This is a genomic window from Sanguibacter sp. Z41_6, from assembly GCF_059621145.1.
The window spans coordinates 310,982-335,716 of sequence record NZ_JCAQIF010000001.1; the positions used below are offsets into that span (position 1 = coordinate 310,982).

Genomic DNA, 24,735 nt, shown 5'->3' on the forward strand with positions numbered 1-24,735 from the left:
GTGCACTGAGATGGGCACATGACGCACAGGCCTGTGGACAACATCTGTGGACGAGCAGCGGTCCGACGACAGCTCAGCCGCTGACGTCGTGCAGATGATGCACGACGTCATGGACGAGGTACTGCCCGAACGTCCGGACCGTGAAGACCGAGCCGTTGGAGCGCCGTCCCGGGCGCCCTGTGTCCTCGGGGGTCACGGAGTCGAACCGGTCGGCAAGCAGGGCCCCGTCGGCGGTGAGCTCGACCGAGACGACCGCCGGGTCCTGTGCGGCGTACTCTCCCTGCTCAGCCGCCTCGTCCTGGTCCCAGTCGTCGAACATCGGGTCGTCCCGGGTGAGCATGAGGTCGAGTCGCTCGAGGAAGAGCCGGTAGACGTCCCGCACGTGCACGGCGTACTCCAGCGGCGACCAGGTCTGCTCGTCGGGCCGGACACCGACGGCGGGCCGGTCGAGGACCTGCGTCCATCGTCGGACCGTGTCCCGGAGCACCGGCCCGACGTCGTGCGGTTCCACGTCCTCGGGCCGGAATCCGCACTCGGGGCACGGCCGCTCGATCACCCAGGTCCAGTCTTTTGTGTCTTTTGTCATGACCATGCCCAGATGCTAGCGGGGGCCCGGTCAGGTCAGGACGTCCACCGGGTGGACGAACCCGTCCTCGTCGACGACCGTCCCCTCGATCGCATCGTGCAGCACCCGCAGCAGTCGGGCGACGATCGGGGCCATGCGGGTCCGTGCGATGTGGTCGCCGCGGTCGGAGGGGCCGTCCCCCTCCAGCGCCGGGGTCCACGCGACGCTGTAGACGAAGGGTCCCGACTCTCGCCACGGGACGGTGGACAGGGCGAGCGGCAACGAACCTTCCCGCCGCACGCTGATCCGCACCGTGCCGTCGTACGGCGTGGCACACCGCAGGCTGTACTCCTGCGGTCCGAGGGATGGCAACGGCTCCACCTGCACGAGCACCGTCCGCGCGAGCGCCAGCGTGTGCTCGGGCGGCAGCAGGTGCGGGCTGAACAACCGCAGCTCGATCCCGCCCCTCGCGACGGGGGCGATGACGGGGGTCCGGCCGTCCACGAGGACCGCACCGCGTGCGTGCCGGGCGGCGGCGACCATCCACCTGACGACGCGCAGCTCGATGCCGCTGGCCATCTCCGCCTCGAAGGCCTCCCCCGAGCGGTCGGGGTCGTCCTCACGACCGGGGCGCGGTCCGCGGGCTCGCAGAGCCTCGTCGACGTGGACGGCGTAGAGCACCGCACGAGGTGCGGTGAGGTCGAGGAACTGCGTCTGCTGGCGCGTGAGGTCGACAGGGCCGGTGAGGACCACGCCGGGCGCCAGGACCAGCTCGCCCGGTCGTGCGTCGACCCGTTGCGTCATGCCCCTGAACCGCGCGCCGCGCAGCGGGACGCTGCCCGCAGCGGCATCCTCCTGCGACACAGGGCGCTGCACCCAGCGGGCGTCGGGGAACCACGCGCGGGCCAGCTTCTCGACGGGTTCCGCAGCGGGCAGCGCCAGGAGGTGCTCACCGGTGTCGAGGCCGGCGGCCGTGGAGCCGAGGAGTTCCGTCATGCGGCCGAACGCTACGCAGCGGGCGCTACCGGCGTGTTTCGCGGAGGAAACGGCTGGTCGACGAATCTTTCCGCAGGTCCGGACGGCGACGACGACGGGGGGCCGTGGTCCCGGCGCGCCCGGGTGTGTCCGAGGGATTCCGGTTGCCCGGCTTGTCCCAGAGTGTCAGTGTTGCGGTATCTCACGAGACGGAGCTCCCATGGCTGCCCACGACAACGTCCGGATAGACCCCTCCCTGGCCGACCTCTACAAGGATCTCCACCGGCACCCGGAGCTGGGGTTCCAGGAGACGCGGACCGCGGGGATCGTCGCCGACCGGCTCCGCGCCCTCGGGTACGAGGTGACGACGGGCATCGCGACGACAGGTGTCGTCGGCCTGCTGAAGAACGGTGACGGCCCCACGGCGCTGTTCCGTGCCGACATGGACGCGCTCCCCGTCAAGGAGGACACGGGGCTCGACTATGCGAGCACCCAGACTGCCACGGACAGCAGCGGCAAGGTCGTCCCGGTCGACCACGCGTGTGGCCACGACTTCCACACCACCTGCCTGCTCGGAGCGGCTGAGGTCCTCGCCCAGGACCGCGGGAGCTGGTCCGGCACCCTCGTGCTCGTCTTCCAGCCGGCCGAGGAGCTCGGCGCCGGCGCCCAGGCCATGGTCGACGACGGGCTGTTCGACCGGTTCCCGAAGCCCGAGGTCGTGCTCGGCCAGCACCTCGCTCCGTTGCCCGCCGGCAAGATCGCCGCGCACGCCGGCGCCGCCTACGCAGGCTCGGACTCCCTGCGGGTGCGACTCGTCGGCAGGGGTGCTCACGGCTCGATGCCCGAGGCGTCGATCGACCCTGTCGTCATGGCCGCCGAGACCGTCCTGCGGCTCCAGACGATCATCTCCCGCGAGATCCCCAGCACCGCCGTCGCCGTCCTCACCGTCGGCTCACTGCATGCGGGCGACGCCGCGAACGTCATCCCCGGGGAGGCAGAGCTCCAGCTGAACATCCGCAGCTACGACGAGCGCACGCGCCAGCACGTCCTGGACAGCGTCGCCCGCATCGTCAAGGGAGAGGCCGCCACCGCGGGCGCCCCGGCCGAGCCGACGATCACCGCGATCGAGCACTTCCCCGTCGTCGTCAACGACGCCGCAGCGCTCGCCAGGACCCTGGGAGCGTTCGGCGAGTGGCTCGGGCCGGAGAACGTCCTCGACCCCGGTGCCGGCGCCGGCAGCGAGGACGTGGGGATCCTCGCGACGAGCTCGGGAGCACAGCTGTCGTACTGGCTCCTCGGCGGCAGCGACCCCTCCCTGTTCACGACGGGCGACATGACCGACCCTGCCCTGCTGAAGGTGCCGTCCAACCACTCGCCGCACTATGCGCCGGTGATCGACCCGACGCTCGGGCTCGGCGTGACCGCGCTCGTGACGGCCACCCGCACCTGGCTGCCGTCCAGATAGGGCGGCAGCCAGGTGCGCGGACCGCGGAGGAGGACTGCTGCCCGGTGCCGGCAGCCGGCCGTCAGAGGTTGCGGGTGGCGTGCTCCACCATCGCGTCGCGCACGAGCACCGCAGTGCGTCGCGTCAAGGTCAAGCCCTCGCGTGCGCGGGAACGCGTCCTTCGCCGTCCGCAGCGAGGACCCGGGCCACGAGTGCGTCCGGCGAGTCGACGACGACGAGGGGGCGCGCCTCAGCGATCTCGCCCGGCGTCGCGTACCCCCAGGCGACGACGATGGTGTCGAGCCCGTGGGCGCGGGCGCCCAGGACATCGTGCTCCCGGTCGCCGACCATGATGATCCGGGCGGCGTCGGGCAGCCCGGCCTCCGTCGCCGCGACGGTGTCCAGGGCGTGCCGGACGACGTCCGCCTTGGTGCTGCGCGTGCCGTCGAGGGTCGCGCCGCAGATGGCCTCGAACTGGTCGTCCAGGTGGAAGTGCTCGAGGATCTGCCGGGCGAACACCTCGGGCTTGGAGGTCGCCAGGGCGAGGCGCACACCTGCGGCACGCACGTCCGCGAGGGCTTGCGCCATGCCCGGGTAGACGCTGTTGTCGAACATCCCGCCGGCGCGGAACGCGACACGGTAGGCGGAGACGAACTCGTCGAGGCGCTCCGGGGGGACGCCGTTGCGCAGGACGCTCTGCTCGATGGGCGGGCCGACCCACGCACGGAGCGCGTCGTCGTCGGGCACCGGGATGCCGAGCTCGCCGAACGCGTACCGGACGGATGCGACGATGCCTGGAGCCGAGTCGGTGATCGTGCCGTCGAGATCCACCAGAGCAAGGTCGTAGGTCATGCCAGCGATCTTCTCACTCCTCGCAGCGGAGGCTAGACTTCACCCGCTCCGCACCTTTCGCCACCCACGGACCATGAGGTACACCATGACGATCCTCCCCGACCGCCCCGCCCAGGAGAGCGTCGCGTTCGGCGACGTCGAGCTGGGCCAGGGCCTCGAGGTGCTCGCCCTCACCCTCACGGGTCTCGAGTCCCTGCCCGACTGACGCCGCATCTGCGCAGGTCACGGCACCGCGCTACCGCTGACAGAAATTACTTGAAGAAACTTCAACCAGGGTGCATCCAGATCGCACTCTCCGAGAGAAGTACCAGGTGTCACAACGATCCGCCCCGCCGATGCAGACGGGGCCCGCACACCTGGAGCACATCATGGCCCACCGGATCCGCACCTCGTCCGTCCTCGCCGCCACGTCGGCCTCCGCCCTCGTCGCCCTCGGCGCCTTCGCCGCACCGGCCTCCGCCGCTGACGGCGACGCGACCCTCTCCGTGCTGCACGGCGTCCCCGACATGACCGTGGACGTCTGGGTCAACGGCGCACTCACCCTCGACGACTTCGAGCCCGGTGACCTCGCCGGCCCTCTCGAGCTCCCGGCCGGGACGTACTCCGTGGCCATCACCGCGGCGGACGCAACCGACGCGAGCTCCCCCGCGATCGGCCCCGTCGACCTCACGCTCGAGTCCAACACGAGCTACACCGCGGCGGCACACCTCGACGCCGCGGGCGCACCGACAGCCACGCTGTTCACGAACGACACGGCCCCGACGGCCGCTGGCGAGGGGCGCCTCACGGTGCGTCACGTCGCCGCCGCTCCCGCCGTCGACGTCCTCGCGGGCGGTACGCCGGTGATCACGAACCTCAGCAACCCGAACGAGCAGGTCCTCAACCTGCCCGCGGGCACGGTCTCCGCCACGATCGCCGCGACCGGCACCACCACGCCGGTCCTCGGCCCGGCCGACATCAACGTCGCCGAGGGCGTCAACACGATCGTCTACGCGTGGGGCAGCCTCGATGCGGGCAACCTCGCTCTCGCGACGCAGACCATCGACGGCCTCCACTCCTCGCCGTCCGGCGTCCAGGCCGGCACCGTCGGTCTCGCGGACACGGGCAGCAGCTCGACGGGCCTCGTCGCGGCGGGTGGCCTCGCGGTCGCCGGTCTCGCGGGGGCGGCGTTCCTCGCCCGCCGTCGTCACGCCGACGCCGTCTCCGGCCGCTGAGGTCAGCAACGACATGAGCACCGCCCACACCCGTGGGCCCCGCAGGCCGGTGGACCCGACGAGCAGCGCGTCGCTCGTCGGGTCCACCGCGACCGTTCCGGGGGCCGCGGCCCGTGCCCGTCGCCCCTTCGTCGTCGCCACCGTGCTCGCGCTCGCGCTCCTCACGGGGTGCGGGAGCGGGGACACGGGGGACCGTCCAGCAACGGTCGACGTCGGGACGACCGAGGCGACAGACGTCCCCACCGAGCCCGTGCCGACGCCACCGGCACCTGAGCCACCCGGCGCGAACCTCGTCGGGCCGTTCGGCGACATCCCGGTGCGCACGGCGGACGAGCAGCCCGCCCCGGCACCACCGGCACCGACAGCTCTGAGCATCCCCTCGCTCGGCATCGAGATGCCGGTCATCCCCGTCGGGGTGGCCGACGACGGGACGATGGGCTTGCCGACGAGCGTGTACGACGTCGGGTGGTACGAGTACGGACCCGCTCCGGCAAGCCCCTCCGGCACCACCGTCATGGCATCGCACGTCGACTCGGCGGCTGAGGGCCTCGGCCCGTTCGCGGAGCTCGTCGACATCGAGGTCGGTGCTCAGGTCGTCGTCACCGACGCGACGGGCACGACCCACGCGTACACCGTGAGCACCACGGAGCGCGTGAGCAAGGCCGAGGTCCAGCTCGCCGACGTGTTCGCCCGGGAGGGCGACCGACGGCTCGTCCTCGTGACGTGTGGTGGCACATTCGACCGCAGCATCGGACACTATGTCGACAACGTCATCGTCACCGCGGTCCCTGCCGCGTGATCCGCGGTGATGGGGCAGCAGCGGGAGGTACCTACGTGACGGACGTCGACGCGGTGGAGGCGGACGACGTCCGCACCCTCGGCGTCGCCTTCGCCTCCGGCGACACGGACGCCCTCTCTGCGGCCTACACGCGGTGGGGATCGCTCGTCCACACGGTCGCCCTGAGGTCCCTCGGCAGCCAGAGCGACGCCGAGGACGTCACGCAGCAGGTGTTCGTCGCAGCCTGGCGCGGGCGGTCCGGGTTCGACCCGGACCGGGCGAAGCTCTCGACGTGGCTCATGGCCATCTGCCGCAACACGGTCGCCGACGCCCACGAGGCACGGTCCCGGGTCCGACGCTCGGAGGCGGCCGCGGTCGTCCTCGCTCCGCAGACGGCCGGGGTCACCCGGTCGGCGTCGCACGGCGTCGCGGACCGCGTCGTCCTCGCCGACGAGCTCGCCCGGCTGGGCGACCCGGGGCGGACGATCATCGAGCTCGCGTTCTTCCGTGACCTCACCCACTCGCAGATCGCCGAGGAGCTGTCCCTGCCGCTCGGTACCGTGAAGAGCCATGTCAGACGAAGTCTCTCGAGACTCCGCACGCGTTTGGAGGTGGATTGTGCAGCACGTTGACCCTGAGGTCCTCGCGCTCCTCGCTCTCGGCGAGGACGTCGCGGACGACAGCGAACGCACCCACCTCGCCGCGTGCGCGCAGTGCACCGACGAGGTCGCCGAGCTCGGTGACGTCGTGCGGACGGGACGCACCGTCACCCTCGACGACGGGCTCGTCGCGCCGCCACCACACGTCTGGGAGAACATCCGCGCCGAGCTGGGGCTCGTGGACGACCAGCCGGACGCGGTGCTGACCCCCGGTGCACACAGCGCGAGCGCCGCCCCGGACGCGCTGGCGCCCGCAGCACCGGTCGACCTCGCCGAGCGCCGGACCCGGCGGACGGTGGGCACGGGCTGGCTCGCCGTCGCCGCCTCCGGGGCCCTCGTCCTCGGTGTGGCCGGTGGTGCCCTGTGGCAGCGCAGCGAGGACCGTCCCGGCCCCGGGCCCGAGGCGGCGACGATCGCCACCGCGCAGCTCGACGCCCTGCCCGACTGGACCGATGCGGAGGGCAGCGCGCGGGTGGAGCAGACGCAGGACGGCACCCGCCAGGTGGTCGTCTCCATGGACGCTCCTGCCACCGACGGCGGCTACCGCGAGGTGTGGCTCATCGCCCCGGACCTCAGCGGGCTCGTGAGCCTCGGTGTCCTCGAGGGCACCGAGGGCCGGTTCGACATCCCTGAGGGGCTGGACCTGTCCGAGTTCTCCCTCGTCGACGTCTCCGAGGAGCACTTCGACGGCGACCCGGCCCACTCGGGCGACTCGATCGTGCGGGGCGCGCTCGACGCCTGACCTCAGCCGTGCAGCGGCAGCGTGAGGACGGTGGGTCCGTCAGGGACCACCCGCACGGGCACGCCCCAGTCCTGCTGCGCGAGGTGGCAGGCCGGGTGCTCGATCGCGGGGTCCGCGTCGCAGCTCGCGGCCTGCGCCGTGACGTGCAGGACGCCGTCGCTGACGGCGGGGTTGATGACGAGCGGACGCGTGAGCGGGACGTTGTCGCCAGCGCCGTCGAGGAGGAGGTCGCTCGGGGTGGCGGACACCCTCAGGCGCGTGGAGGGACCGTAGCGGTCGTCGTACTTCTGCCCGGTGGCGGGCGTGAAGACGACCTCGAGCGACAGCGGTCCGGCTCCGATGTCCGTGACAGGCCGCTGGGTGCGGTGCGCGCCGGCGTCGAGCACCTCACCGGCCAGCCGCGCCGGGAGCGCGACCCGCGTAAGCCGGTGCGCGGACGACTCGACGACGGTGAGCGCCACGACGTCGTCCCCGACGTGCACGACGACACCGCTGGGCTCCGCCAGACCGGTCGCGAGCGTGGTCACCTCGCCGGTGGCCGGGTCGTAGCGGCGCACCGCGCCGTTGTACGTGTCGGCGACGACGACGGACCCGTCGGGCAGCACCGCGACGCCGAGGGGGTGCTGGAGCAGCGCACCGTCCGCCGGACCGTCCCGGTGGCCGAAGTCGTAGAGGCCCTGCCCGACGGCGGTGTGCACGTCGCCGCGCCCGCCGTCGTCGAGCCAGCGCAGCGCGGACGTCTCGGCGTCCGCGAGCCACAGACGTCCGTCCGGGCCGGGTGCGAGGCCGGACGGCTGGGCGAACCACGCACCCGCGCGATCACCGTCCTCGAGTCCCTCGTTCATCGTCCCGGCGAGCGGCTCGGCGTCGCGGCCCGGCTCGAGGGTCCACAGGGTGTGGTTGCCGGCCATGGCGACGACGAACGCGCCGAGCGCGGGCGACCACGCGACGTCCCACGGGGAGGACAGCTTCGGGCCCGACTCCGTGTGGTTGTCGCTCGCGCCGACCATGAGCTGCTCGCCCGTGCCCGCGACCGTGCGCACGTGCCCGTCCGCGAGGCGCACCCCGCGCAGCGCGTGGTTGACCGTGTCGGCCACGAGGACGTCGTAGCCGAGCGTCCCGCGCAGATCCTCGGGCACGAGGCACAGGCCGTTGGGCTCGCTGAAGCGGGCCTCCTGCGGTCCGCCGTCGCGCAGCCCACGCTCACCGGAGCCGATGCGGCGGACGAGCGTCTCGCCGTCGGTCGCGAGCTCGGCGAGGCTGTGGTGACCCGCGTCCGCGACGAGGAGGTTCCCCCCGGGCAGGGCGATCGCCTTCGCGGGGAAGCGCAGGGTGCCCGACGTCGGCTCGGGGGGCACGTACGGGCCGTCGCCGCGGTGCAGCGTGCCTCTCGCGGAGTGCTCGGCGACGAGCTCGTCGACGAGGATCCCGAGGTTGTGCGCGTGCCCCTCCCCCGCCATCTGCGCGACGACGTAGCCCTCCGGGTCAATGACCACGAGCGTCGGCCACGCCCGTGCCGTGTAGGCGGACCACGTGACGAGGTCGGGGTCGTCGAGCACCGGGTGGCGCACGTCGTACCGCTCGACGGCGGCGGCGAGCGCCACCGGGTCGGCCTCGTGGACGAACTTCGGCGAGTGCACACCGATGATGACGAGCTCGTCGCGGTGCGCCTCCTCCAGCTCCCGGAGCTCGTCGAGGACGTGCAGGCAGTTGATGCAGCAGAACGTCCAGAAGTCGAGGACGACGACCTTGCCGCGCAGGTCCGCGAGGGTCACGTCCCGTCCGCCGGTGTGGAGCCAACCGCGTCCGACGAGCGGAGAGGCGCGGACCTTGGGCAGGCGGGAGGGAGTCGTCGTCACCGGACAAGTCAACCGCACACCGCCCAGCGGGCGCCGGTCGTGCCGGTGTCGCGTTCCCCACGCCGCGTCCGCTCAGTCGAGCGCGTCGATCGGCTCGCCCGTCGGGTCGTCGGCCGCCTCGGTGGTGAGGTGCGGTCCGCCGATGGGGCCGTCGGACCAGCGGACGAAGGTCCATCCCCGGACCGGGTCGCCCTCGATCTCGATGAGGCCCGTGTTCGCGAGCTGGGTGTGCGCGAGGGTCTCGATGTCGAGCCCGTCCACCCGCGCCGCCGCCCACGTGCGCAGTGCGGCCCCGTGGGACACGACGACGCCGGTCGCCCACCCGGTGCTCGCCACGGCCTGCAGGGCGCCGTCGAAGCGGGCGAAGAACTCCGTACCGTCCGGACCACCGGGCATCCGACGCCCGAGGTCGCCGTGCACCCACGCGAAGCACGTCTCGAGGTACCGGCGGTGGGCGTCCGCACCGGTGGTCCCCTCGAGGTCGCCCGACTCGACCTCGCGCAGGTCGTCGAGGACGACGGGCTCGAGGCCGCGGTGCGCGGCGAGCGGCGCCGCGGTGAGCGCCGTGCGGGTGAGCGTCGAGATGGCGATCCCGTCCAGGGGCGTGCCGTCGAGTGCCGCGGGGATCGCGGCCGCCTGCCGCTCTCCCAACGCCGTGAGGCCGGGACCGGGTCGGGCGGAGTCGAGCACACCGGCGACGTTCGAGGGGGTCTGGCCGTGGCGGACGAGCAGCAGGCGCAAGGGGAGCTCCATGGGTGGGACGGCGGTGGGAGGGCCCCACCGCCGTCCATCGTACGAGCGTCCGTCGCCTAGTCCGCCAGGTCGTCGTCCCGGACAGCGCCCCGAACGGGACCACCCGTGCGCCGCGCGCCCCACGTGACCGCGATGCCCGCGGCGGTCAGAGCGAGCGCACCGAGCGCGAGCCACATGCCCGGACCACCCGTGAAGGGCAGCCAGCCGCGCCCGGGGGCTCCCCAGAACGCTGCGCCGCCGGACGCGTCCGGCCGCGGCGGCGTGGGGTCGGACGGCGTGGGAGGAGCGACCGTCGGCGTCGGGTGCGACGTCGTCCTGCACTCCTCGTCCTGCGCTGCTGCGGCGCTCACCCCGGCGAGGGTGGGCTCGAGTGCCGGTCCGGCCGGCGCGCACGGCTGGGTGCCGGGGGCTGTCACGACGTTGCGCAGGACGTCCCCGTTCACGTCGTCGTCGACCCGGACCTGGTAGGTGAGGACCTGCGTCCCCACGAGCGTGTCGTGCCGCCACGAGATCCCGGTCCCGGCCCGTGTCGCGACGCCCGCGGTCGAGGTGAGGCTGCCCTCGACAAACGTCGCGTCGTCGAGGACGTCGCTGAGGTCGTCGGTGACGAGGACGTCGTCGGCCCGCTCCCCGGTCACGATGCCCACACGGACGGTGTAGGTGACGACGTCACCCGGGCGGACCTGCGTCCCGGGGGCCGGGTCGCTCGCCTTGTCGACCGTCCAGGTGCTCAGCGTCGGGACCGGGGTGTCGATGTTCGTGATGGTGCACGTCGTGTCGTCACCCGCTGCGAGGTCGAGGACCGTCCCGTCGAACACCACGGGACCGCTCTCGTTCTCGCACACCCAGCCGGGCGTCGTGTACCCCTCCGGCCCGGTCTCGCCCAGCGTGTAGCTCCCCGGGGCCACCCGGACCGCGGTGACGGCGGGGCTGCCCGTCGTCCCGGCGACCGGCTCGGGCCCCTGGGCCGTGAGCGTCCAGTCCTCAGGAACGGCCGTGCCGCCCTCGTCGTTGATGACGTCCTTGACGAGGGTGAGCACGGGGGCATCGAAGGTGTTCGTGATGGTGCAGGTGACGGTCGCGCCGTTGGCGACCGTCACGGTGGACGCGTCGAGCGCGCCACCCTCGCAGACCCAGTCCGACGGGACGTAGTCCGGCACGCCCGTCTCGCTGAGGTCGTACTCGCCCGCCGACACCGCGACGCCCGTGACGGCGGCGCTCCCGGACGGTCCGCTGATCCCCGGCGTCGGCCCCTCGGCCGTGAGGGTCCAGTCGGAGACTGTGGCGGTCCCGCCGTGGTCGTTGACGACCTGCTTGACGAGACTGAGGGTCCCCGGCTGGTCGTCGTTGCTGATGGTGCACGTGACGTCCTGGCCGAGCTGGACGGTCACCGCGCCGTCCACCACCGGGACGGGTGCCCCGCCGACCGTGCAGGCCCACGTGCCCGCCGCGTAGCCCGCGGGACCCGCCTCCGACAGCGCGTAGCTGCCGATCGCGACGGTCGCGCCCGTGATCGCCGGGTCGCCCGTCACCCCTGTGGTGCCTGGCGTCGGGCCGGCAGCAGTGAGGGTCCAGTCAGTGGGTGCCGCCGTGCCCCCGTTGTCGTTCGTGACCTCCTTCTCCAGGGTCAACGTCGAGGGCTGCGCCGTGTTCGTGATCTCGCACGTGACGCTCGCCCCGTTGGCCAGGGTCACCGCGTCGTCGACGACGGACACCGTCCCGCCGTCCGCGTCGACGCACTCCCACGTCCCGGCGTCGAACCCGGCGACGGCCGACTCGCTCAAGGTGTAGCGGCCCGCGGCGACCGGCTCAGCCGTCACGCCGTTCTCGCCGTTCCCCGAGACAGGGTCCTGGTCAGGGATGGCCTGCGGCGTCGCGGTCAGGGTCCAGTCGGCAGGGGTCTGCGTCGCACCCGTCGTCCCGGTATCGACGACCTTGCGCAGGGTGAGCTCCGCGGGGTTGTCGACGTTCACGAAGGTGCACGCGACCGACTCCCCGCGGCCGAGAGTGATCTCGGTGACCTCCTGCGGGACCCCGTCGATGATGCACTCGAGGGACGTCTGGGTGAACCCGGGCGGTCCGCTCTCGCTCAGGGTGTACGTGTGCTCGGGTCGGATCTCGACCGGCTGGGCGACGTCCGGGTCAGCCCCCGCGACCTCCACCGCCTGGAGCCCGGGGACCGTAGGCGTCGAGCTCGGCTCCGCGCGCAACGTGAAGTCCGCCGGGGTGGCCGTGCCACCAGCGCTGTTGATGACCTCCTTCGCGAGCGTGAGCTGGGCCGTCTGGTTGGTCGCCGTGCACTGGATGCGCTCCCCGATCGGCACCGTGACGCCACCGTTGAGACCGTCGCTGAAGCCGGGGACCACGGCCCCGGTGGCGCTGATCCGCAGGCACGACCACGATCCGGTGGAGAGGGGGTAGGTCTGGAGATCGGTGCGCTGGTCGACCTGCAAATAGGTCGCAGACCCTCCGGACTCGGCGAGCTGGTACGGCACGCCGGCAGTCACCGACTGGTCGGTCACCTCAGCGCTGCCCGCGGTTCCGCTCGGCCCGGGTAGCTGCCCGGCGGGGGCAGCGGGCGCCGGGAGCGCGGACAGGTCCCAGAGCGCGGGGTCGGCGTCTCCCTCGACGTCCTTGAGGAGTGTCAGCCTCGACTCGCAGTCGACCGTGTTCCGGATGACGTAGAGGTTGTCACCCTCAGCGAGGGTGGCCGTGTAGCCGTCCGGTCCGACGGGCTCCGAGCTCGCCTCGCCGTCGATCACCACGAGCTCGGGGGTCGACACGGTGCACAGGTCTGCATCGATGTCAGGTGCCTGCAGCGTCACGTCCTCGTTGATCGTCACCGACTCCCCCGCCACGTAGCCCGAGCGCGTCACGTCCCATGCCTGCTCGGTCGCGCCGGCGCTGCCCGGACCGGTCAGCGTCAGCTGCGAGGTGAAGCCCGCCGGCTGGTTCCCCTCGGCGACCGGGTCGGCGCCGTTGATGACCCACTCCTTCTCGACCGTGACGCTGGCCGGCGCGGCCCGCTGGTTGTAGACGGTGCAGCTCACGGCTGTCGTGCTCGGTACGTCCACGGTGAACCCGGCCGTACCGGAGTTCGTCACGGCCACGGCCGCGCCCGTATCAAGGTCGGAGCACACGGCGTTCGCGCCGTCGACAGGGAACACGGCCGTCCCGTCCTGCACCTGCTCCTGGATCTCGATGGTGCCGGACGCTGCGCCACCGGTGTAGGTGAGGGGGAAGTTCACGGCGCTCGAGGCGTCCGTGGTCGCCGTCGCCGGGACGGTCACGCCGGTGGATGTCGTCGACGCGTCGAACGTCCAGCCGGCGCCCCCGAGGGTCGCGTCCGCGATGCTCCCGCTGGTGCCGACGACCTGCTTGACGACGGACAACGAGCCCGCGCAGTCCCCGAGGGCGAGCTGCCGCAGCGCCTGGCCGACGACCCCGTAGTCGGGCACCTGGAAGTAGTCGGCGGTCTGGGCGTTCGTGCCGTCGTAGGCGGTGGGTCCCGAGATCGCGGCGAGGTTGGGTGCCGTGGCGGGCTGGTCGACGCCGGCGCCGACGCCCACCGCGAGCACCCGGGCGCCTTCGGCCTTGACCGCGTTGGCCGAGAAGACGGCGTTCTCCATCTCCCGGATGCGGGTGAAGTTGCCAGGGCCCTCAGCGGGCTGCCCGTAGAAGGTGGGGTTGCCGTCCGTGATGACGACGACGACGTCGTAGGAGTCGCTGGCTTCTGCCGCTGCGGCGAGCCCGCGGTCCCAGTTCGTCCCGCCACCCGACGTCCACGGCGCGTAGCGGGACCTGAACGCGTCTGCTGCTGCTTGTGTGGAGACGGAGACGAGGCCCGGGTAGTTCTGCGTGGCGCCGTCGGCGGGTGTTCCGGAGGAGAACGAGAAGAGCGCCATCTCCGACGGTGTCCCGACGAGGGAGTTGACGAACGTGTCCGCCGCTCCCTTGAGGTCGGCCAGCTGCGACTCGCTGACCGAGCCCGAGAGGTCGAGGGCGATCGCGACGCTCAGACCGCACTGCTGCAGGGGCTCGGGGTTGGTCCTGGACTGCTGCCAGATGCCACCTGATGCGCTGCGGTTGGTGCTGCCCGTCCCGACCATGAAGTCGGTGGTGGAGCGGTACGTGTTGCCTGCGCGCAGCGTTCCGCCCGTGCGGAACTGGTGGGGGGTGGACTGGGAACCGGTGCCGTCGCCGTTGCCGGTGCGGAACGCCGAGTTCTGGGTGAACCCGGCGGGCACCCCGGTCTGGACGATCCAGAACCTGCGGTCGCAGTTGGCGCCCGCACCGGCGAAGCACCCGATCGCACCGGTCTGCGTCTCGGGGACGACGAAGCTGCAGTCGCCGTCGGCGTCCGAGGTGCAGGTGGCCCATGCCTCGTCGACGGGGGTCGTCGGTCCGGTCGTCCCGTCGTAGAGCTGGAGGGTGGTCCCGGCCAGTCCCGAGACGCCCGTCGTCCCGGTGCGGTCGGCGCCCACGCGCACGGTGATGACCGAGGTGTTGCCCGTGGCCGGCGGTACGGCCATGGGCAGGCTCCCCGTCCCGCCTGCCTGCGCGGGCGCGAGGCCGGACAGCCCGATGAGCCCGAGGCCCACCACCCCGGCGAGCAATGCGGCGACGAGCCGCCATACGCGTAGCGAACTGACAGCCATGTCGTTTCCCCCCCGGGCGATCGCACCCCCATGGTGCGATTCACACAATAGGCATGAATGGGATTTCTGGATACCCAGGGACAAAAACTCTCGCCGGCACGTCCCGCCGCGCAGCAGGCACCGAGCGTCGATACGGTGGGCTCCCCATCCCCTTCTCGCGAGGTCCACCATGTCGCCAGCCATCCGCCGAGCCCTGTCCCTCGTGGGCTCCGCCGCACTCGTCGTCACCCTCGTCGGGTGCTCGGACGACCCGGCGGACACGGAGACCGAGCCGACGCCGAGCGCGAGCGCGGAGACGACCGAGCCGGCTCAGGACGAGGAGGCCGACGAGCCGACGGACGAGCCGTCCGAGGACGAGGACATGTCCGGCGACGTGCAGACGATCAGCGCGTCGGACCTCGCCGACCAGGTCGCGGCGTTCATGGACAGCGAGACGGGCACGGAGTACCCGGTCGAGTGCGACGGGGACCTCGACGCGATCGTCGACGAGGAGCAGCGCTGCTGGCGCGTCATCGACGGCCTCGAGTCCGAGGACATCCCCGACGGCTCACGCCTGGGCATCACGGTGACGGTCACGGAGCTCACGCCCGACGGCCCCAACTTCTACGTCCAGGCCGACGACGCCGTGTCGCCGCCGGAGGACTGACCGTCGCGGAACGTCCCGATGTGTCGGACGTGCTGGGTATCGTTGGCCCCATGCTTCTCAGCGCCCAGCTCGGCCGACACTGATGACGGCCCCGGGAGTCGACCCGACCCTCGTCGCCCCCGGCCAGGAGATCGACCTCGACAACTGCGCACGGGAGCCCATCCACATCCCCGGACGCATCCAGCCACGAGGGGTGCTGCTGGCGGTCCGCGAGGCGGACTGCACCGTCCAGCAGGTCTCGAGCAACGTCGGGGAGATGCTCGGCAGGCCGGTCGAGGACGTCGTCGGTAGCACCCTGGCCGACACGCTCGGCCCCGCGGCCGCGACGGTGATCACCCACCACGTGCAGATGTCCCCCAACCTCCTGGCCCGCAACCCCCTGCTCGTCATGGTCGACGTGCGCGGGACGGTCGTCGCCATGGACGCGATCCTCCACCGGTCAGCGGTGTCGCCCGGCGTCGACGACCCCGACGCCCCGGCCGCCGTCCTCGTCGTCGAGCTCGAGCCAGCCGACGGCCCGCGCCCGTTCTCGTACGCGAACACCTACCAGCTCGTCCGGGACGCCGTCGCCGAGCTCAACAACTCCTCGACGCTCACGCACCTCTTCGACCGCACGGCCGTGCACATCCGTGACCTCACCGGCTTCGACCGCGTCATGGTCTACCGCTTCGACGCGGAGTACAACGGCGAGGTCGTCGCGGAGGCGAAGCGACGGGACCTCAACTCCTTCTTCGGTCTGCACTACCCCGCGACCGACATCCCCGTGCAGGCGCGGGCGCTCTACGAGAAGAACTGGGTGCGTCTCATCTCGGACGTCTCGTACGTCCCGAGCGACATCGTGCCGACCGCGGACCCGGTCATCGGTGCGCCGCTCGACCTCACCCACGCCACCCTGCGCAGCGTCTCGCCCATCCACCTCGAGTACCTCGGCAACATGGGTGTGCGGGCGTCGATGTCGATCTCTCTCATCCGGGACGGCAGGCTCTGGGGGCTCATCGCGTGCCACCACTACTCCGGGCCGCACAGCCCACCGTTCGGGGTGCGCGTCGCGGCCGAGTTCCTCGGCTCCTCGCTGTCCCTGCGCCTCGTGGCCCAGGTCGAGGAGGAGCGCATCGAGACGTCGCGGCGCGTCGGCGCGATCCTCGCGCGGCTCGTCGCCCAGAGCCGTCGTGACGAGGTGCCGCTCACCACGGCCCTCACGGAGGACGACGGCCTGCTCGAGCTCGTGCCAGCCGGGGGTGTGCTCGTGCGCTCGCAGGGACGCACCGCGACGCTCGGCACGATCCCCGACGACTCGGTCGTCGACGACCTCCTGCGCTGGGCGCAGTCCACGGGTGAGGAGGTCGCCGTCACCGACCACCTCGTCGGGGCGGCGCCCGGCGTGGCCGGGACGACCGACGTCGCCGGTGTGCTGGCTGTGGTGCTGCCGGACGGCCAGGCCGTCCTGTGGCTGCGGGGCGAGGAGGCCCGCAGCGTCGACTGGGGCGGCGACCCGCACAACAAGGCGATCGCGCTCCAGGAGGACGACACGGTGCGGCTCAGCCCGCGCAAGTCGTTCGACCGGTGGCGCGAGGAGGTCCGCGGGCACAGCACGCCGTGGTCGGACGACGACCTCGAGTCGGCCACACAGCTCCGCAGCCACCTCGTCGAGGCGCTCTACCTGCGCGGTCGCCAGGACCTGCGCGCCGCCGAGATGCTGCAGCGCTCCATGCTGCCCGCGGCTCTGCCGCAGGTGGACGGATGGTCGCTCGACGCGCGGTACGAGCCCTCCGGCGGTGGCCAGGTGGGAGGCGACTGGTACGACGCACTCGTGCTTCCCGACGGTCGTCTCGCAGTGATCATCGGCGACGTCGCGGGGCACGGCCTGCCCGCAGCGGCGACGATGGGCCAGATGCGCAACTCGCTGCGCGCCCTGCTCCTGCGGTCGCAGGACCCCGGGGCCGCGATCACCGAGCTCAACGCGGTCGTGCGCTGGGCGATGCCTGACCAGTTCGCGACCCTCGTCGTCGCCCTCGTCGACACCGCGACGGGCGAGGCCGAGTACGCGTCCGCCGGGCATCTTCCGCCGCTCGTCGCGGCGGGCGACCGCTCTTCGAGGTGGCTGAGCGTGCTGGGCTCACCGCCGCTCGGCGTCGGTGACGTCGTGGCCCGGACGGGCCGGGTGACGATCCCGCGGGGTGGGGCGCTCACGCTGTTCAGCGACGGCCTCGTGGAGCGTCGCCGCGAGATGCTGGCCGTCGGTGTGAGCCGCCTCCAGTCCGCGATCGCTGACGGCTCAGACGTCGACGCCGTGCTGCGGGTCACGCGGGACCCCGCCTCGGTGGACGACGCGACGCTCCTCGTCCTGCGCCGCGCATTCTGAGCCTGCGCGCGCCATCGCCGTGCGGCCATGGACGCCAGCGGACCCCCGTCGACGCATGGTCGGCGGGGGTCCGCTGGGTGGGGCGCGGGCTGGCTCTCAGCCCGTGCCCGTCACAGACCGTCGGTGCGCTGGATGCTCTCCCGACGCGTGGTCGAACCTGCCACCGGTGCGCCGGTGCCGGCCACGGGCGCGGCCGGGGTCGCGGTGTGGTCGACGACCTCGCTGTGCGTCGTGCGGGTGCGCCGGCTGTTCATCGCGAACGCGATGATGAGCGCAAGCACTCCGGCTGCGAGGCAGATGTAGCCGATCGTCACCGTGTCGACTCCCGAGATGGGGTCCTGGACCGCGAAAGCGAGGATCGCGCCGACGACAAGCAGGAAGAGACCGATTCCGAAACCCATGCTGACTCCTTGGTTGGTGGAACGAGCTGGTGCTGCCCCCGGCAGACACCCTCCCGCACAACCGTCGGCTCCGCTCGTCGAACGCGGAGCCGGCCCCGGAGGGTCAGCCCCCTGCGTGGAGGCGCCCGGTGATCCGGACGAGGACGGGCACGCCGTCCACGGTGGCGGGCACGGTGTCACGGTCCGCCTCGCGCTCGACGTCCACCTGCACGAGGTAGCCGTCGTCGCTGCGGGTGATGCCCACACCGCGGATACCGTCCCGGCCGGCGAGCTCCGAGCGCAGGACGACCTTCGCGTGCCGCGCCATCTCCAGGTCAGCCATGCCCACCTCGCCTCGGGGCCGCCCACCGGATCTCGGTGGACCACCGGCCTCAGGCCTCCAGGGCGACCCCGAGCGTGCGCAGGACCGTCGTGACGGGGTTGAGGTAGGTCAGCCCGGACCCATTCTCTCCCCCGCTCTCGCTGCCCGCAAAGAGCAGACCGAGCGCGACGCCGTCGGTCCGGTACACGAGCGATCCGCTGTCACCGCCGCGCGAGAAGGGCCCGACGCCGGTGCTCTCGACCTCGATCTGGTCGTCGAGCCGCAGCTCGCCGAGCTCCTCGCCGTACCCGACGACGACGTCGTCGAGCTCGATCGCCGTCACCCTGCCCCGGGTCAGGCCGGTGGTCCGGCCGACCTTGAGCACCTCCTCGCCACCGGAGGCGTCTGCGACGGCGGTGATGGCCCCGACCTCGGGGTAGCGCAGGTCGACGTCGGTGTCGTCGAGCCGGGCGATGGCCGCGTCGACGGGGGCCACGGTCCCGCGCGCCAGCGGGACGAAGTCCGCGAGTGTCCCGATGCGGTCCTGCGGGTCGCTCCCACCGTCCGCGGGCCCAGGCTGCAGGACCGGGTCACCGACAGCACCTGCGGGCGACCCGACGAGCACGTGGTAGTTGGACAGGGCGTAGAGCACGCCATCACGACGCACGACCGCGCCGAGCGTCCCCGCGCTGACGTCTCGGTGCGCGATCGAGACACCGGGCCGCAACGGTCGCGCACGGCCCGTCTCCCCCACTGCCAGCCTCGTCACGACGGGCCGGCGGGCGTGCGCGGGCGACGGTCGCGGACCTGCGAAGATCCGACCGGTACGGCGCACGTCGACCGCCGGTCCGACCTGCTCCGCCACGCGCCGAGCGACCATCCGCGCACGTGGGACACCCAGCCGGTACCGCACCGCGACACCGAACCCGCCGTCCGGCAACGGCGCGAGACCGAGCGCGACGCCCGGCGTCGGCGGCTCCACCCCGCTCGGCCTGATGCCGTCGTCGACCAGCCCTGCCACGTAGTCCACCAGCTGCCGTTTGATCTCCCGCGCCTCGTCCTGATCCATGCCCGCCCCCCGATCACCACCAGGCACACATACCTGGACATGCGCCCGATACTGACCCTGCCCTCCGACATCGGTTGCCGGTCGCACTACCGTGGTCCCACGATGACCGAGCCCTGGATCCCGCCCGACCCGGACGAGCTCGTCGCCCGGTGGGGCCTCACGGCGGACGGGCGGGCCGTCTCGACGCGATCGAGCCACCTCCGCCCGGTGCTCGTCGACGGCGCACCGGCGATGCTCAAGGTCGCCCGGCTGGCCGAGGAACGCGACGGTGGCCGGCTCATGGTCTGGTGGGCGGGGCGCGGGGCGGCCCGCGTGCTGCGTCATGACGACGCCGGCGCGATCGTCGTCGAGCGCGCCACCGGTCACCGGTCCCTCACGCGCGTCGCAGCGCGCGCGGTCGGGTCGCCGTCGTGGATGCTCGACGACGCCCGTGCCACCCGGGTCCTCTGCCGGGTGGTGGCGCAGCTGCACGCCGTCGGGCGCGAGGACGCGGACGCGGGCCACCCGCCGCCGCCCGCGGGTCTCGTCCCCCTGCACACCTGGTTCCGGGACCTCCTCGACCACCCCGCCGACGCACCGGCGTTCACCCGCCGGGCCGCGGGGGTCGCCCGCGAGCTCCTCGCTGACCAGCGAGAGGTCGTCGTGCTGCACGGGGACGTCCACCACGGCAACGTCCTCGACGGCGGCGGCCACTGGCTGGCCATCGACCCGAAGTTCCTCACCGGCGACCGGGCGTTCGACTACGCGAACACCGTCTGCAACCCCACCCACGACGTCGCGCGGGTGCCCGGGCGCCTCGACCGGCAGGTGCGGGTGATCTGCGAGACCGCGCACCTCGACCGCGAGCGCCTCCTGCGGTGGGTCGTCGCGTGGACGGGACTGTCCGCGACCTGGCACGCCGGGGACCCCGGCGACTCCGCGGCCGCCGCGGTACGGGAGATCGGGCGCACCGCCGACGGGCTCCTGCGCGCCACCCGGTGAGGCACAGGGGCACCCGACCCCTGGGCGAAACAAATCTTCATCCGGCGGAAACCCCTGGTCAGGGGCCCGTGGCTAGCGTGATCGGCACAGCGACCCGCTGTCGATCCCCTCTGCCACCGCCCCTCGAGGAGCGTTCATGACCATCCAGAAGGACGCCGGCTCCGGCCCGCCGACCACGTCGGGCACGCCGTCCGCCCCGGGCCTCTCCGACCGTGTCGCGGCCGCGACGGGCGGGTTCGTCCTCAGCGACCCGCACGCGTCCCTGCACAACGAGGACCTCGCTCCCCTCCCGCAGGAGAAGCGCCGGTGGGGCTCGTTCGAGATCTTCAACGTGTGGACCAACGACGTGCAGAGCCTCGCCGGGTACACGCTCGCGGCGAGCCTGTTCATCACCGCCGGGATCAGCGGCTGGTGGGTGTTCCTCGCCATCGTCGCTGCGGGTGCGATCGTCATGGCGCTCGTCAACCTCACCGGCCGCCCGAGCGTGAAGTACGGCATCCCCTACCCGGTCATGGCCCGCGCGAGCATGGGCGTGCGCGGCGCCCAGCTGCCGGCGCTGGTCCGTGGGATCGTCGCGATCTTCTGGTACGGCGCCCAGACGTACTTCGCGTCCACCGCCGTCGCCCTCGCGCTCAACGCGATCCTCGGGACGCCGGGCGGCGGCACGTTCCTCGGCCTCGACGCCGTCGACTGGGTCTCCTACGTCATCGTGTCCGTCATCCAGGTGAGCCTGTTCCTCAAGGGCATGGACTCGATCACGGCGTTCCTCAACATCGCCGGGCCAGCCGTCTACCTCGTGATGATCCTGCTGCTCGTGGCCGTGTGGGTGCAGGCGGGCGACGAGCTCCTGCCGGCCGTCGGGTCCATCTTCACGAACGACTCCGTGACCGGTGGCGCGGCCGTCACCGCGTTCGTCGGCGTCATCGGCACGATGATCGCGTACTTCTCGGCCGTGATCATCAACTTCGGCGACTTCGCGCGGTTCTCACGCAGCGAGGGCTCGATGCGCCGGGGGAACCTCCTCGGGCTGCCGGTGAGCCTCGCGTTCTTCACGTTCCTGTCGTTGTTCATCACCGCGGGCGCGTACATCGTCTACCAGGACGGCACGGGCGAGCCGCTCACCAACCCCGCGGAGATCGTCGGCCTCACCGGCAGCGTCCCGCTCACGGTCCTCGCGGCCGTGACGTTCCTCGTCGCGACGATCGGCATCAACCTCGTCGCCAACTTCATCCCGCCGGCGTTCGACCTGTCCAACCTCGCCCCTCAGCGCATCAGCTTCAAGCAGGGCGGGTACATCACCGCTGCGGTCGCGTTCGTCATCGGCGCCCTGTGGGTCGCGGTCATCAGCAGCATCGGGCTCCCGACGTTCGTCGACACCCTCGGCGCGGTCCTCGCCCCGCTCTACGGCATCCTCGTCGTCGACTACTACCTCCTGCGCAAGCAGCGCCTCAAGGTCTCCGACCTCTACTCCGCCTCCCCGGAGGGCGCCTACTACTTCACCCGCGGCTGGAACCTGCGGGCGGTCGGGGCGTTCGCCGTCGCGGCGATCTTCTCCGTCAGCGCGGTGTGGGTAGACGCGCTCAAGGACCTCAGCGGGTTCGCGTGGGTCATCGGGGCGCTCCTCGGCGCGACGTTCTACGTCGTCGCGATGCGCGGGGTCGCCCTGGCCGCACCCGCCGAGGCCGAGTGAGCCTCGCGGGTGGGCCGCCACCGGCCCACCCGCGGGCATCGACCGGCGCGACGACCGCAGCTAGGCTCCACGCCATGAACGCCCGTCCTCGCGTCCGCCCTGCTGGCCGCGAGGACGCCGACGCCATGGCTCTGGTCCACGTCCGGTCCTGGCAGGAGACCTATCGCGGCACCCTCATGACGGACACCGTCCTCGACGACCCGGGACTGCTCCCCGGCCGTCAGCGGTTCTGGACCGCCGCGCTCACGGACAGCCGATGGGCGGACAACCGGGTCGCCGTCGCGGAGCTGGACGGATCGGTGATCGGGATCGCGATGTCCGGGCCCGTCGAGGACGAAGCATGGACGCAGCACCTCTACGTGCTCTACGTGCTCGCCGAGCACCACGGGTCCGGTGCGGGAACAGCGCTGCTCGAGGCGGTCGTGCGGGACGACGAGGCCGTCGCACTGTGGGTCGGTGACCCCAACCCACGCGCGCAGGCCTTCTACGCCAAGAACGGCTTCGTCCCTGACGGGACAGCCCGCGTCCACGACGACGTGCGCCAGCTCCGGATGACCCGCCCCGCGCGCGGTGCGCAGCACGGCTGAGCCGACCGCGACACGTCGGTCACACATGAGCGGGAGCGCTCCGCGTCAGCGGGGGCGCGCCACGTCAGCGGGAGTGCGCCACGTCAGCGAGGGCGCGCCGCGTCCTGGTCGGCGATGCGCTGCAGCATCTCGTTGTACTCGTCCATCTCGAGGTCGCCCTCGCGGTCGACCTTGCGGTCACGCCGCTTCGACGCCCGCTCGTCGGACCGCGACCACGACAGGGCGACGATCATCGCGAGGATGATCGTGGGGATCTCCCCGACGCCCCAGGCGATCCCGCCGCCCTTCTGCTGGTCGGCGAGCGCCGTCGGGCCCCACTCCCGGCCCATGAGACCGAACCACTCGGGGACGAGCAGCACCTCGCCGGACATGAGGGTCACGCCGAAGAACGCGTGGAACGCCATGGTCGCGAGCAGCAGCAGCAGCCGCTGGGCGTGGGGCGGCCGCGACGGCCCCGGGTCGATGCCGATGAGGGCGTTCGCGAAGAAGTACCCCGCGAGGGTGAAGTGGGCGACCATGAGGATGTGGCCCACGTGGGTCGAGAGCGCGTACTCGAAGGCCGGCGTGTAGTAGAAGACGATCATCGACCCCGCGAAGTTCAGGGCGGCGACGATGGGGTTGGCGAAGAAGCGCCCGTACCGGGAGTGGACGATCGCGAGCAGCCACTCCCGCGGGCCCCGCGAGCCGTCCTTGCGGATGGGCAGCGCGCGCAGTGCGAGCGTCACGGGTGCCCCGGAGACGAGGAACAACGGCACGACCATCGCGAGGATCATGTGCTGGATCATGTGCGCGCTGAACAGCACGGAGCCGTAGACGGCTCCCCCGCCGTTCGTCACCCAGAACATCGCGACGATGCCGACGGACCAGCACACCGTGCGCAGGGCAGGCCACGCGTCGCCGCGCACGCGCAGGCGCCACACCCAGCGCAGGTAGACCACGAGCGCCGCCGCGCACGCGAACGCGAGCAGCACGTCCCAGCGCCACTCCGTGAACCACCGGGCGAGGGTCGGTTCCGGCGGCAGCTCACGGCCGGTGACGAGGTATGCGGGAGTGGGCTCGACCGGCGGTGGTGACTCGTCCGGGGGGTTGGTCGCACCGAGCGCGACCGCGACGCCGCTCACCGCGCCCATGACCGTGACCTCGACGGCGACGAGCCGCCAGAAGAGCATCGTCGTGCGGGCCGTGGCGCTGCCGACCGTCGCACCCAGCTGTCGTACGACGAACCGGCGGTGCGCCCAGCCGAACCCGCCGAGGACGACGAACAGGCCCACCTTCACGAGCACGAGCACCCCGTAGTCGGTGCTCAACCCGTCCCACCCACCGAGGCGCAGGACGCTGTTGACCAGGCCGGACAGGGCCACCATGACGAAGCACCACGCGGCGACGGAGGAGTACCGGGCGACGACGGGCGCGAGCTCGTCGTCGGCGAACGTCCCGCGCGCCCGCAGGACGGCGATGACCGCGAGCGCGCCGATCCACACGGCCGCCCCCACGAGGTGGAGCATCATCGACGAGACGGCGAGCTCGTGGTCCGCGCTGCCCGCCGCGTGCCCCATGAAGGACTGCAGGACGAGGGCCCCCACGACGGGGACGGCCGTCCACAGGGCACCGAGGGGTGAGGAGACGAGGAGGGCGAGCACCGCTGTCATGGCGGCGATCACCGCGGTGGCGAGCAGGCCCTGCCCGCTCGGGATCTGCGTGAGGTAGGTGCCGAGCTGGTCGCCGAACCCCTCGGCGTCGAGGGGCAGGCCCACCGTGCTGGCGCCGGCGAGCACGGCGCGGGCCAGGGCGCTCACGGCCCACGCCCCCGCACCGACGGCCGCTGTGCCGAGCGCGCGGGAGAGCGCGAGGCCGGGCCGGACGACGAACGCGGCGAGGACGAGGGCACCGAGGGTGACGGAGACGGACAGCTCGCTGAGCACGGTGGCGACCGGCAGACCCCATCGCACGGGAGCCCCCGGGTCGAGGAGGACCCGCGCCGCGAAGGCGGACGACATCCACCCGCCGAGGACCGCGGCGAGCACCGCGACGAGGACCGCCGCGGGCAGCGCCCACAGGAGGATGCGAGGGGCGCGCGACGAGGTCGCCGCGGTCGTCGTGGAGCGCACTGACATCACGGCTTCCAGACTACGTGCGGCCCTGCGGGGATGGGGACCTGGCACCATGAGCGCTCGGTCACTCCGAGCGCGCCCGCTGGCA

20 protein-coding genes are annotated in these 24,735 nt (G+C 72.3%); 10 read left to right on the plus strand and 10 right to left on the minus strand.

From position 1 onward, the window contains the following. Window positions 1-73: 73 nt before the first annotated feature. Together AC54T1_RS01475 and AC54T1_RS01480 are read right to left on the minus strand one after the other, a co-directional pair. A complete protein-coding gene (locus AC54T1_RS01475; protein WP_496910759.1) occupies window positions 74-592 on the minus strand; it encodes a DinB family protein in 519 nt (172 codons plus the stop codon). A 24-nt stretch (window positions 593-616) separates the two neighbouring features. Further along, complete coding sequence (locus AC54T1_RS01480; RefSeq protein WP_484343565.1) at window positions 617-1,561, minus strand: hypothetical protein; 945 nt, start codon at window positions 1,559-1,561, stop codon at window positions 617-619. A 199-nt stretch (window positions 1,562-1,760) separates the two neighbouring features. Here AC54T1_RS01480 and AC54T1_RS01485 point away from each other — a divergent pair, with 199 nt between their 5' ends. After that, window positions 1,761-3,005 (plus strand): amidohydrolase, encoded by a 1,245-nt coding sequence (locus tag AC54T1_RS01485; protein WP_496910760.1) that lies wholly within the window; start codon window positions 1,761-1,763, stop codon window positions 3,003-3,005. Window positions 3,006-3,134: 129 nt separating this feature from the next. Here the strand turns inward: AC54T1_RS01485 and AC54T1_RS01490 are convergent, their stop codons facing one another. Continuing rightward, window positions 3,135-3,836 carry an HAD hydrolase-like protein gene (locus tag AC54T1_RS01490; protein WP_496910761.1) on the minus strand — a complete coding sequence of 234 codons (702 nt, stop codon included), beginning with the start codon at window positions 3,834-3,836 and terminating at the stop codon, window positions 3,135-3,137. Window positions 3,837-4,204: 368 nt separating this feature from the next. On the opposite strand from AC54T1_RS01490, the gene AC54T1_RS01495 reads away from it, so the two are divergent. From AC54T1_RS01495 to AC54T1_RS01510, 4 genes are read left to right on the plus strand one after another with little or no spacing between them, the layout of a single operon-like run. Beyond that, a complete protein-coding gene (locus tag AC54T1_RS01495; RefSeq protein ID WP_484344235.1) occupies window positions 4,205-5,050 on the plus strand; it encodes a DUF4397 domain-containing protein in 846 nt (281 codons plus the stop codon). Window positions 5,051-5,063: 13 nt separating this feature from the next. Beyond that, window positions 5,064-5,849, plus strand: coding sequence for a class F sortase (locus AC54T1_RS01500; RefSeq protein WP_496910762.1), 786 nt, complete (start codon window positions 5,064-5,066; stop codon window positions 5,847-5,849). 35 nt (window positions 5,850-5,884) lie between these two features. Next, on the plus strand, window positions 5,885-6,460 hold the full coding sequence (locus AC54T1_RS01505) for an RNA polymerase sigma factor (RefSeq protein ID WP_484343569.1): 576 nt from the start codon (window positions 5,885-5,887) through the stop codon (window positions 6,458-6,460). Next, window positions 6,447-7,229 carry an anti-sigma factor gene (locus tag AC54T1_RS01510; RefSeq protein ID WP_496910763.1) on the plus strand — a complete coding sequence of 261 codons (783 nt, stop codon included), beginning with the start codon at window positions 6,447-6,449 and terminating at the stop codon, window positions 7,227-7,229. Before AC54T1_RS01505 ends, AC54T1_RS01510 begins: the two co-directional genes overlap by 14 nt. Window positions 7,230-7,231: 2 nt before the next feature. Here the strand turns inward: AC54T1_RS01510 and AC54T1_RS01515 are convergent, their stop codons facing one another. From AC54T1_RS01515 to AC54T1_RS01525, 3 genes are all read right to left on the minus strand, one after another. Then, window positions 7,232-9,088 (minus strand): NHL domain-containing thioredoxin family protein, encoded by a 1,857-nt coding sequence (locus AC54T1_RS01515; protein ID WP_496910764.1) that lies wholly within the window; start codon window positions 9,086-9,088, stop codon window positions 7,232-7,234. A 72-nt stretch (window positions 9,089-9,160) separates the two neighbouring features. Continuing rightward, complete coding sequence (locus AC54T1_RS01520; protein WP_496910765.1) at window positions 9,161-9,841, minus strand: histidine phosphatase family protein; 681 nt, start codon at window positions 9,839-9,841, stop codon at window positions 9,161-9,163. 56 nt (window positions 9,842-9,897) lie between these two features. Then, window positions 9,898-14,499 carry a DUF7927 domain-containing protein gene (locus AC54T1_RS01525; protein WP_496910766.1) on the minus strand — a complete coding sequence of 1,534 codons (4,602 nt, stop codon included), beginning with the start codon at window positions 14,497-14,499 and terminating at the stop codon, window positions 9,898-9,900. Between the two features lie 169 nt (window positions 14,500-14,668). Between AC54T1_RS01525 and AC54T1_RS01530 the strand changes: the two genes are divergently transcribed. Beyond that, the gene (locus AC54T1_RS01530; RefSeq protein ID WP_496910767.1) at window positions 14,669-15,145 is read left to right on the plus strand and encodes a hypothetical protein; all 477 of its coding nucleotides are present in this window, start codon (window positions 14,669-14,671) and stop codon (window positions 15,143-15,145) included. 82 nt (window positions 15,146-15,227) lie between these two features. Beyond that, window positions 15,228-17,507 (plus strand): SpoIIE family protein phosphatase, encoded by a 2,280-nt coding sequence (locus AC54T1_RS01535; RefSeq protein ID WP_496910768.1) that lies wholly within the window; start codon window positions 15,228-15,230, stop codon window positions 17,505-17,507. A 110-nt stretch (window positions 17,508-17,617) separates the two neighbouring features. On the opposite strand, the gene AC54T1_RS01540 is transcribed toward AC54T1_RS01535, so the two are convergent. From AC54T1_RS01540 to AC54T1_RS01550, 3 genes are all read right to left on the minus strand, one after another. Next, window positions 17,618-17,908: a DUF6458 family protein gene (locus AC54T1_RS01540; RefSeq protein ID WP_484343576.1), complete on the minus strand. Its 291-nt coding sequence runs from the start codon at window positions 17,906-17,908 to the stop codon at window positions 17,618-17,620. A 103-nt stretch (window positions 17,909-18,011) separates the two neighbouring features. Beyond that, a complete protein-coding gene (locus AC54T1_RS01545) occupies window positions 18,012-18,230 on the minus strand; it encodes a hypothetical protein (RefSeq protein WP_496910769.1) in 219 nt (72 codons plus the stop codon). Window positions 18,231-18,279: 49 nt separating this feature from the next. Continuing rightward, the gene (locus AC54T1_RS01550; RefSeq protein WP_484343578.1) at window positions 18,280-19,278 is read right to left on the minus strand and encodes a chymotrypsin family serine protease; all 999 of its coding nucleotides are present in this window, start codon (window positions 19,276-19,278) and stop codon (window positions 18,280-18,282) included. A 102-nt stretch (window positions 19,279-19,380) separates the two neighbouring features. On the opposite strand from AC54T1_RS01550, the gene AC54T1_RS01555 reads away from it, so the two are divergent. The 3 genes from AC54T1_RS01555 (at window position 19,381) to AC54T1_RS01565 (ending at window position 22,536) form a co-directional block, all read left to right on the plus strand. Then, window positions 19,381-20,259, plus strand: a complete 879-nt coding sequence (locus AC54T1_RS01555; RefSeq protein WP_496910770.1) for an aminoglycoside phosphotransferase family protein — start codon at window positions 19,381-19,383, stop codon at window positions 20,257-20,259. 136 nt (window positions 20,260-20,395) lie between these two features. Further along, entirely contained in the window at window positions 20,396-21,949 is a 1,554-nt protein-coding gene (locus AC54T1_RS01560; protein WP_496910771.1) for an NCS1 family nucleobase:cation symporter-1, read from the plus strand. 74 nt (window positions 21,950-22,023) lie between these two features. Continuing rightward, window positions 22,024-22,536 (plus strand): GNAT family N-acetyltransferase, encoded by a 513-nt coding sequence (locus AC54T1_RS01565; protein ID WP_496910772.1) that lies wholly within the window; start codon window positions 22,024-22,026, stop codon window positions 22,534-22,536. An 83-nt stretch (window positions 22,537-22,619) separates the two neighbouring features. On the opposite strand, the gene AC54T1_RS01570 is transcribed toward AC54T1_RS01565, so the two are convergent. After that, complete coding sequence (locus AC54T1_RS01570) at window positions 22,620-24,650, minus strand: bifunctional copper resistance protein CopD/cytochrome c oxidase assembly protein (RefSeq protein ID WP_496911251.1); 2,031 nt, start codon at window positions 24,648-24,650, stop codon at window positions 22,620-22,622. Between the last annotated feature and the right edge of the window lie 85 nt (window positions 24,651-24,735).

What these genes read in the sequence shown, in the direction of transcription:
- AC54T1_RS01520 (WP_496910765.1), bottom strand. Translation starts at nt 9,841, where the DNA reads ATGGAGCTCCCCTTGCGCCTGCTGCTCGTCCGCCACGGCCAGACCCCC.
- AC54T1_RS01475 (WP_496910759.1), bottom strand. Translation starts at nt 592, where the DNA reads ATGGTCATGACAAAAGACACAAAAGACTGGACCTGGGTGATCGAGCGG.
- AC54T1_RS01480 (WP_484343565.1), bottom strand. Translation starts at nt 1,561, where the DNA reads ATGACGGAACTCCTCGGCTCCACGGCCGCCGGCCTCGACACCGGTGAG.
- AC54T1_RS01530 (WP_496910767.1), top strand. Translation starts at nt 14,669, where the DNA reads ATGTCGCCAGCCATCCGCCGAGCCCTGTCCCTCGTGGGCTCCGCCGCA.
- AC54T1_RS01545 (WP_496910769.1), bottom strand. Translation starts at nt 18,230, where the DNA reads ATGGCTGACCTGGAGATGGCGCGGCACGCGAAGGTCGTCCTGCGCTCG.
- AC54T1_RS01565 (WP_496910772.1), top strand. Translation starts at nt 22,024, where the DNA reads ATGAACGCCCGTCCTCGCGTCCGCCCTGCTGGCCGCGAGGACGCCGAC.
- AC54T1_RS01525 (WP_496910766.1), bottom strand. Translation starts at nt 14,499, where the DNA reads ATGGCTGTCAGTTCGCTACGCGTATGGCGGCTCGTCGCCGCATTGCTC.
- AC54T1_RS01500 (WP_496910762.1), top strand. Translation starts at nt 5,064, where the DNA reads ATGAGCACCGCCCACACCCGTGGGCCCCGCAGGCCGGTGGACCCGACG.
- AC54T1_RS01485 (WP_496910760.1), top strand. Translation starts at nt 1,761, where the DNA reads ATGGCTGCCCACGACAACGTCCGGATAGACCCCTCCCTGGCCGACCTC.
- AC54T1_RS01490 (WP_496910761.1), bottom strand. Translation starts at nt 3,836, where the DNA reads ATGACCTACGACCTTGCTCTGGTGGATCTCGACGGCACGATCACCGAC.
- AC54T1_RS01550 (WP_484343578.1), bottom strand. Translation starts at nt 19,278, where the DNA reads ATGGATCAGGACGAGGCGCGGGAGATCAAACGGCAGCTGGTGGACTAC.
- AC54T1_RS01560 (WP_496910771.1), top strand. Translation starts at nt 20,396, where the DNA reads ATGACCATCCAGAAGGACGCCGGCTCCGGCCCGCCGACCACGTCGGGC.
- AC54T1_RS01570 (WP_496911251.1), bottom strand. Translation starts at nt 24,650, where the DNA reads ATGTCAGTGCGCTCCACGACGACCGCGGCGACCTCGTCGCGCGCCCCT.
- AC54T1_RS01535 (WP_496910768.1), top strand. Translation starts at nt 15,228, where the DNA reads ATGACGGCCCCGGGAGTCGACCCGACCCTCGTCGCCCCCGGCCAGGAG.
- AC54T1_RS01555 (WP_496910770.1), top strand. Translation starts at nt 19,381, where the DNA reads ATGACCGAGCCCTGGATCCCGCCCGACCCGGACGAGCTCGTCGCCCGG.
- AC54T1_RS01495 (WP_484344235.1), top strand. Translation starts at nt 4,205, where the DNA reads ATGGCCCACCGGATCCGCACCTCGTCCGTCCTCGCCGCCACGTCGGCC.
- AC54T1_RS01540 (WP_484343576.1), bottom strand. Translation starts at nt 17,908, where the DNA reads ATGGGTTTCGGAATCGGTCTCTTCCTGCTTGTCGTCGGCGCGATCCTC.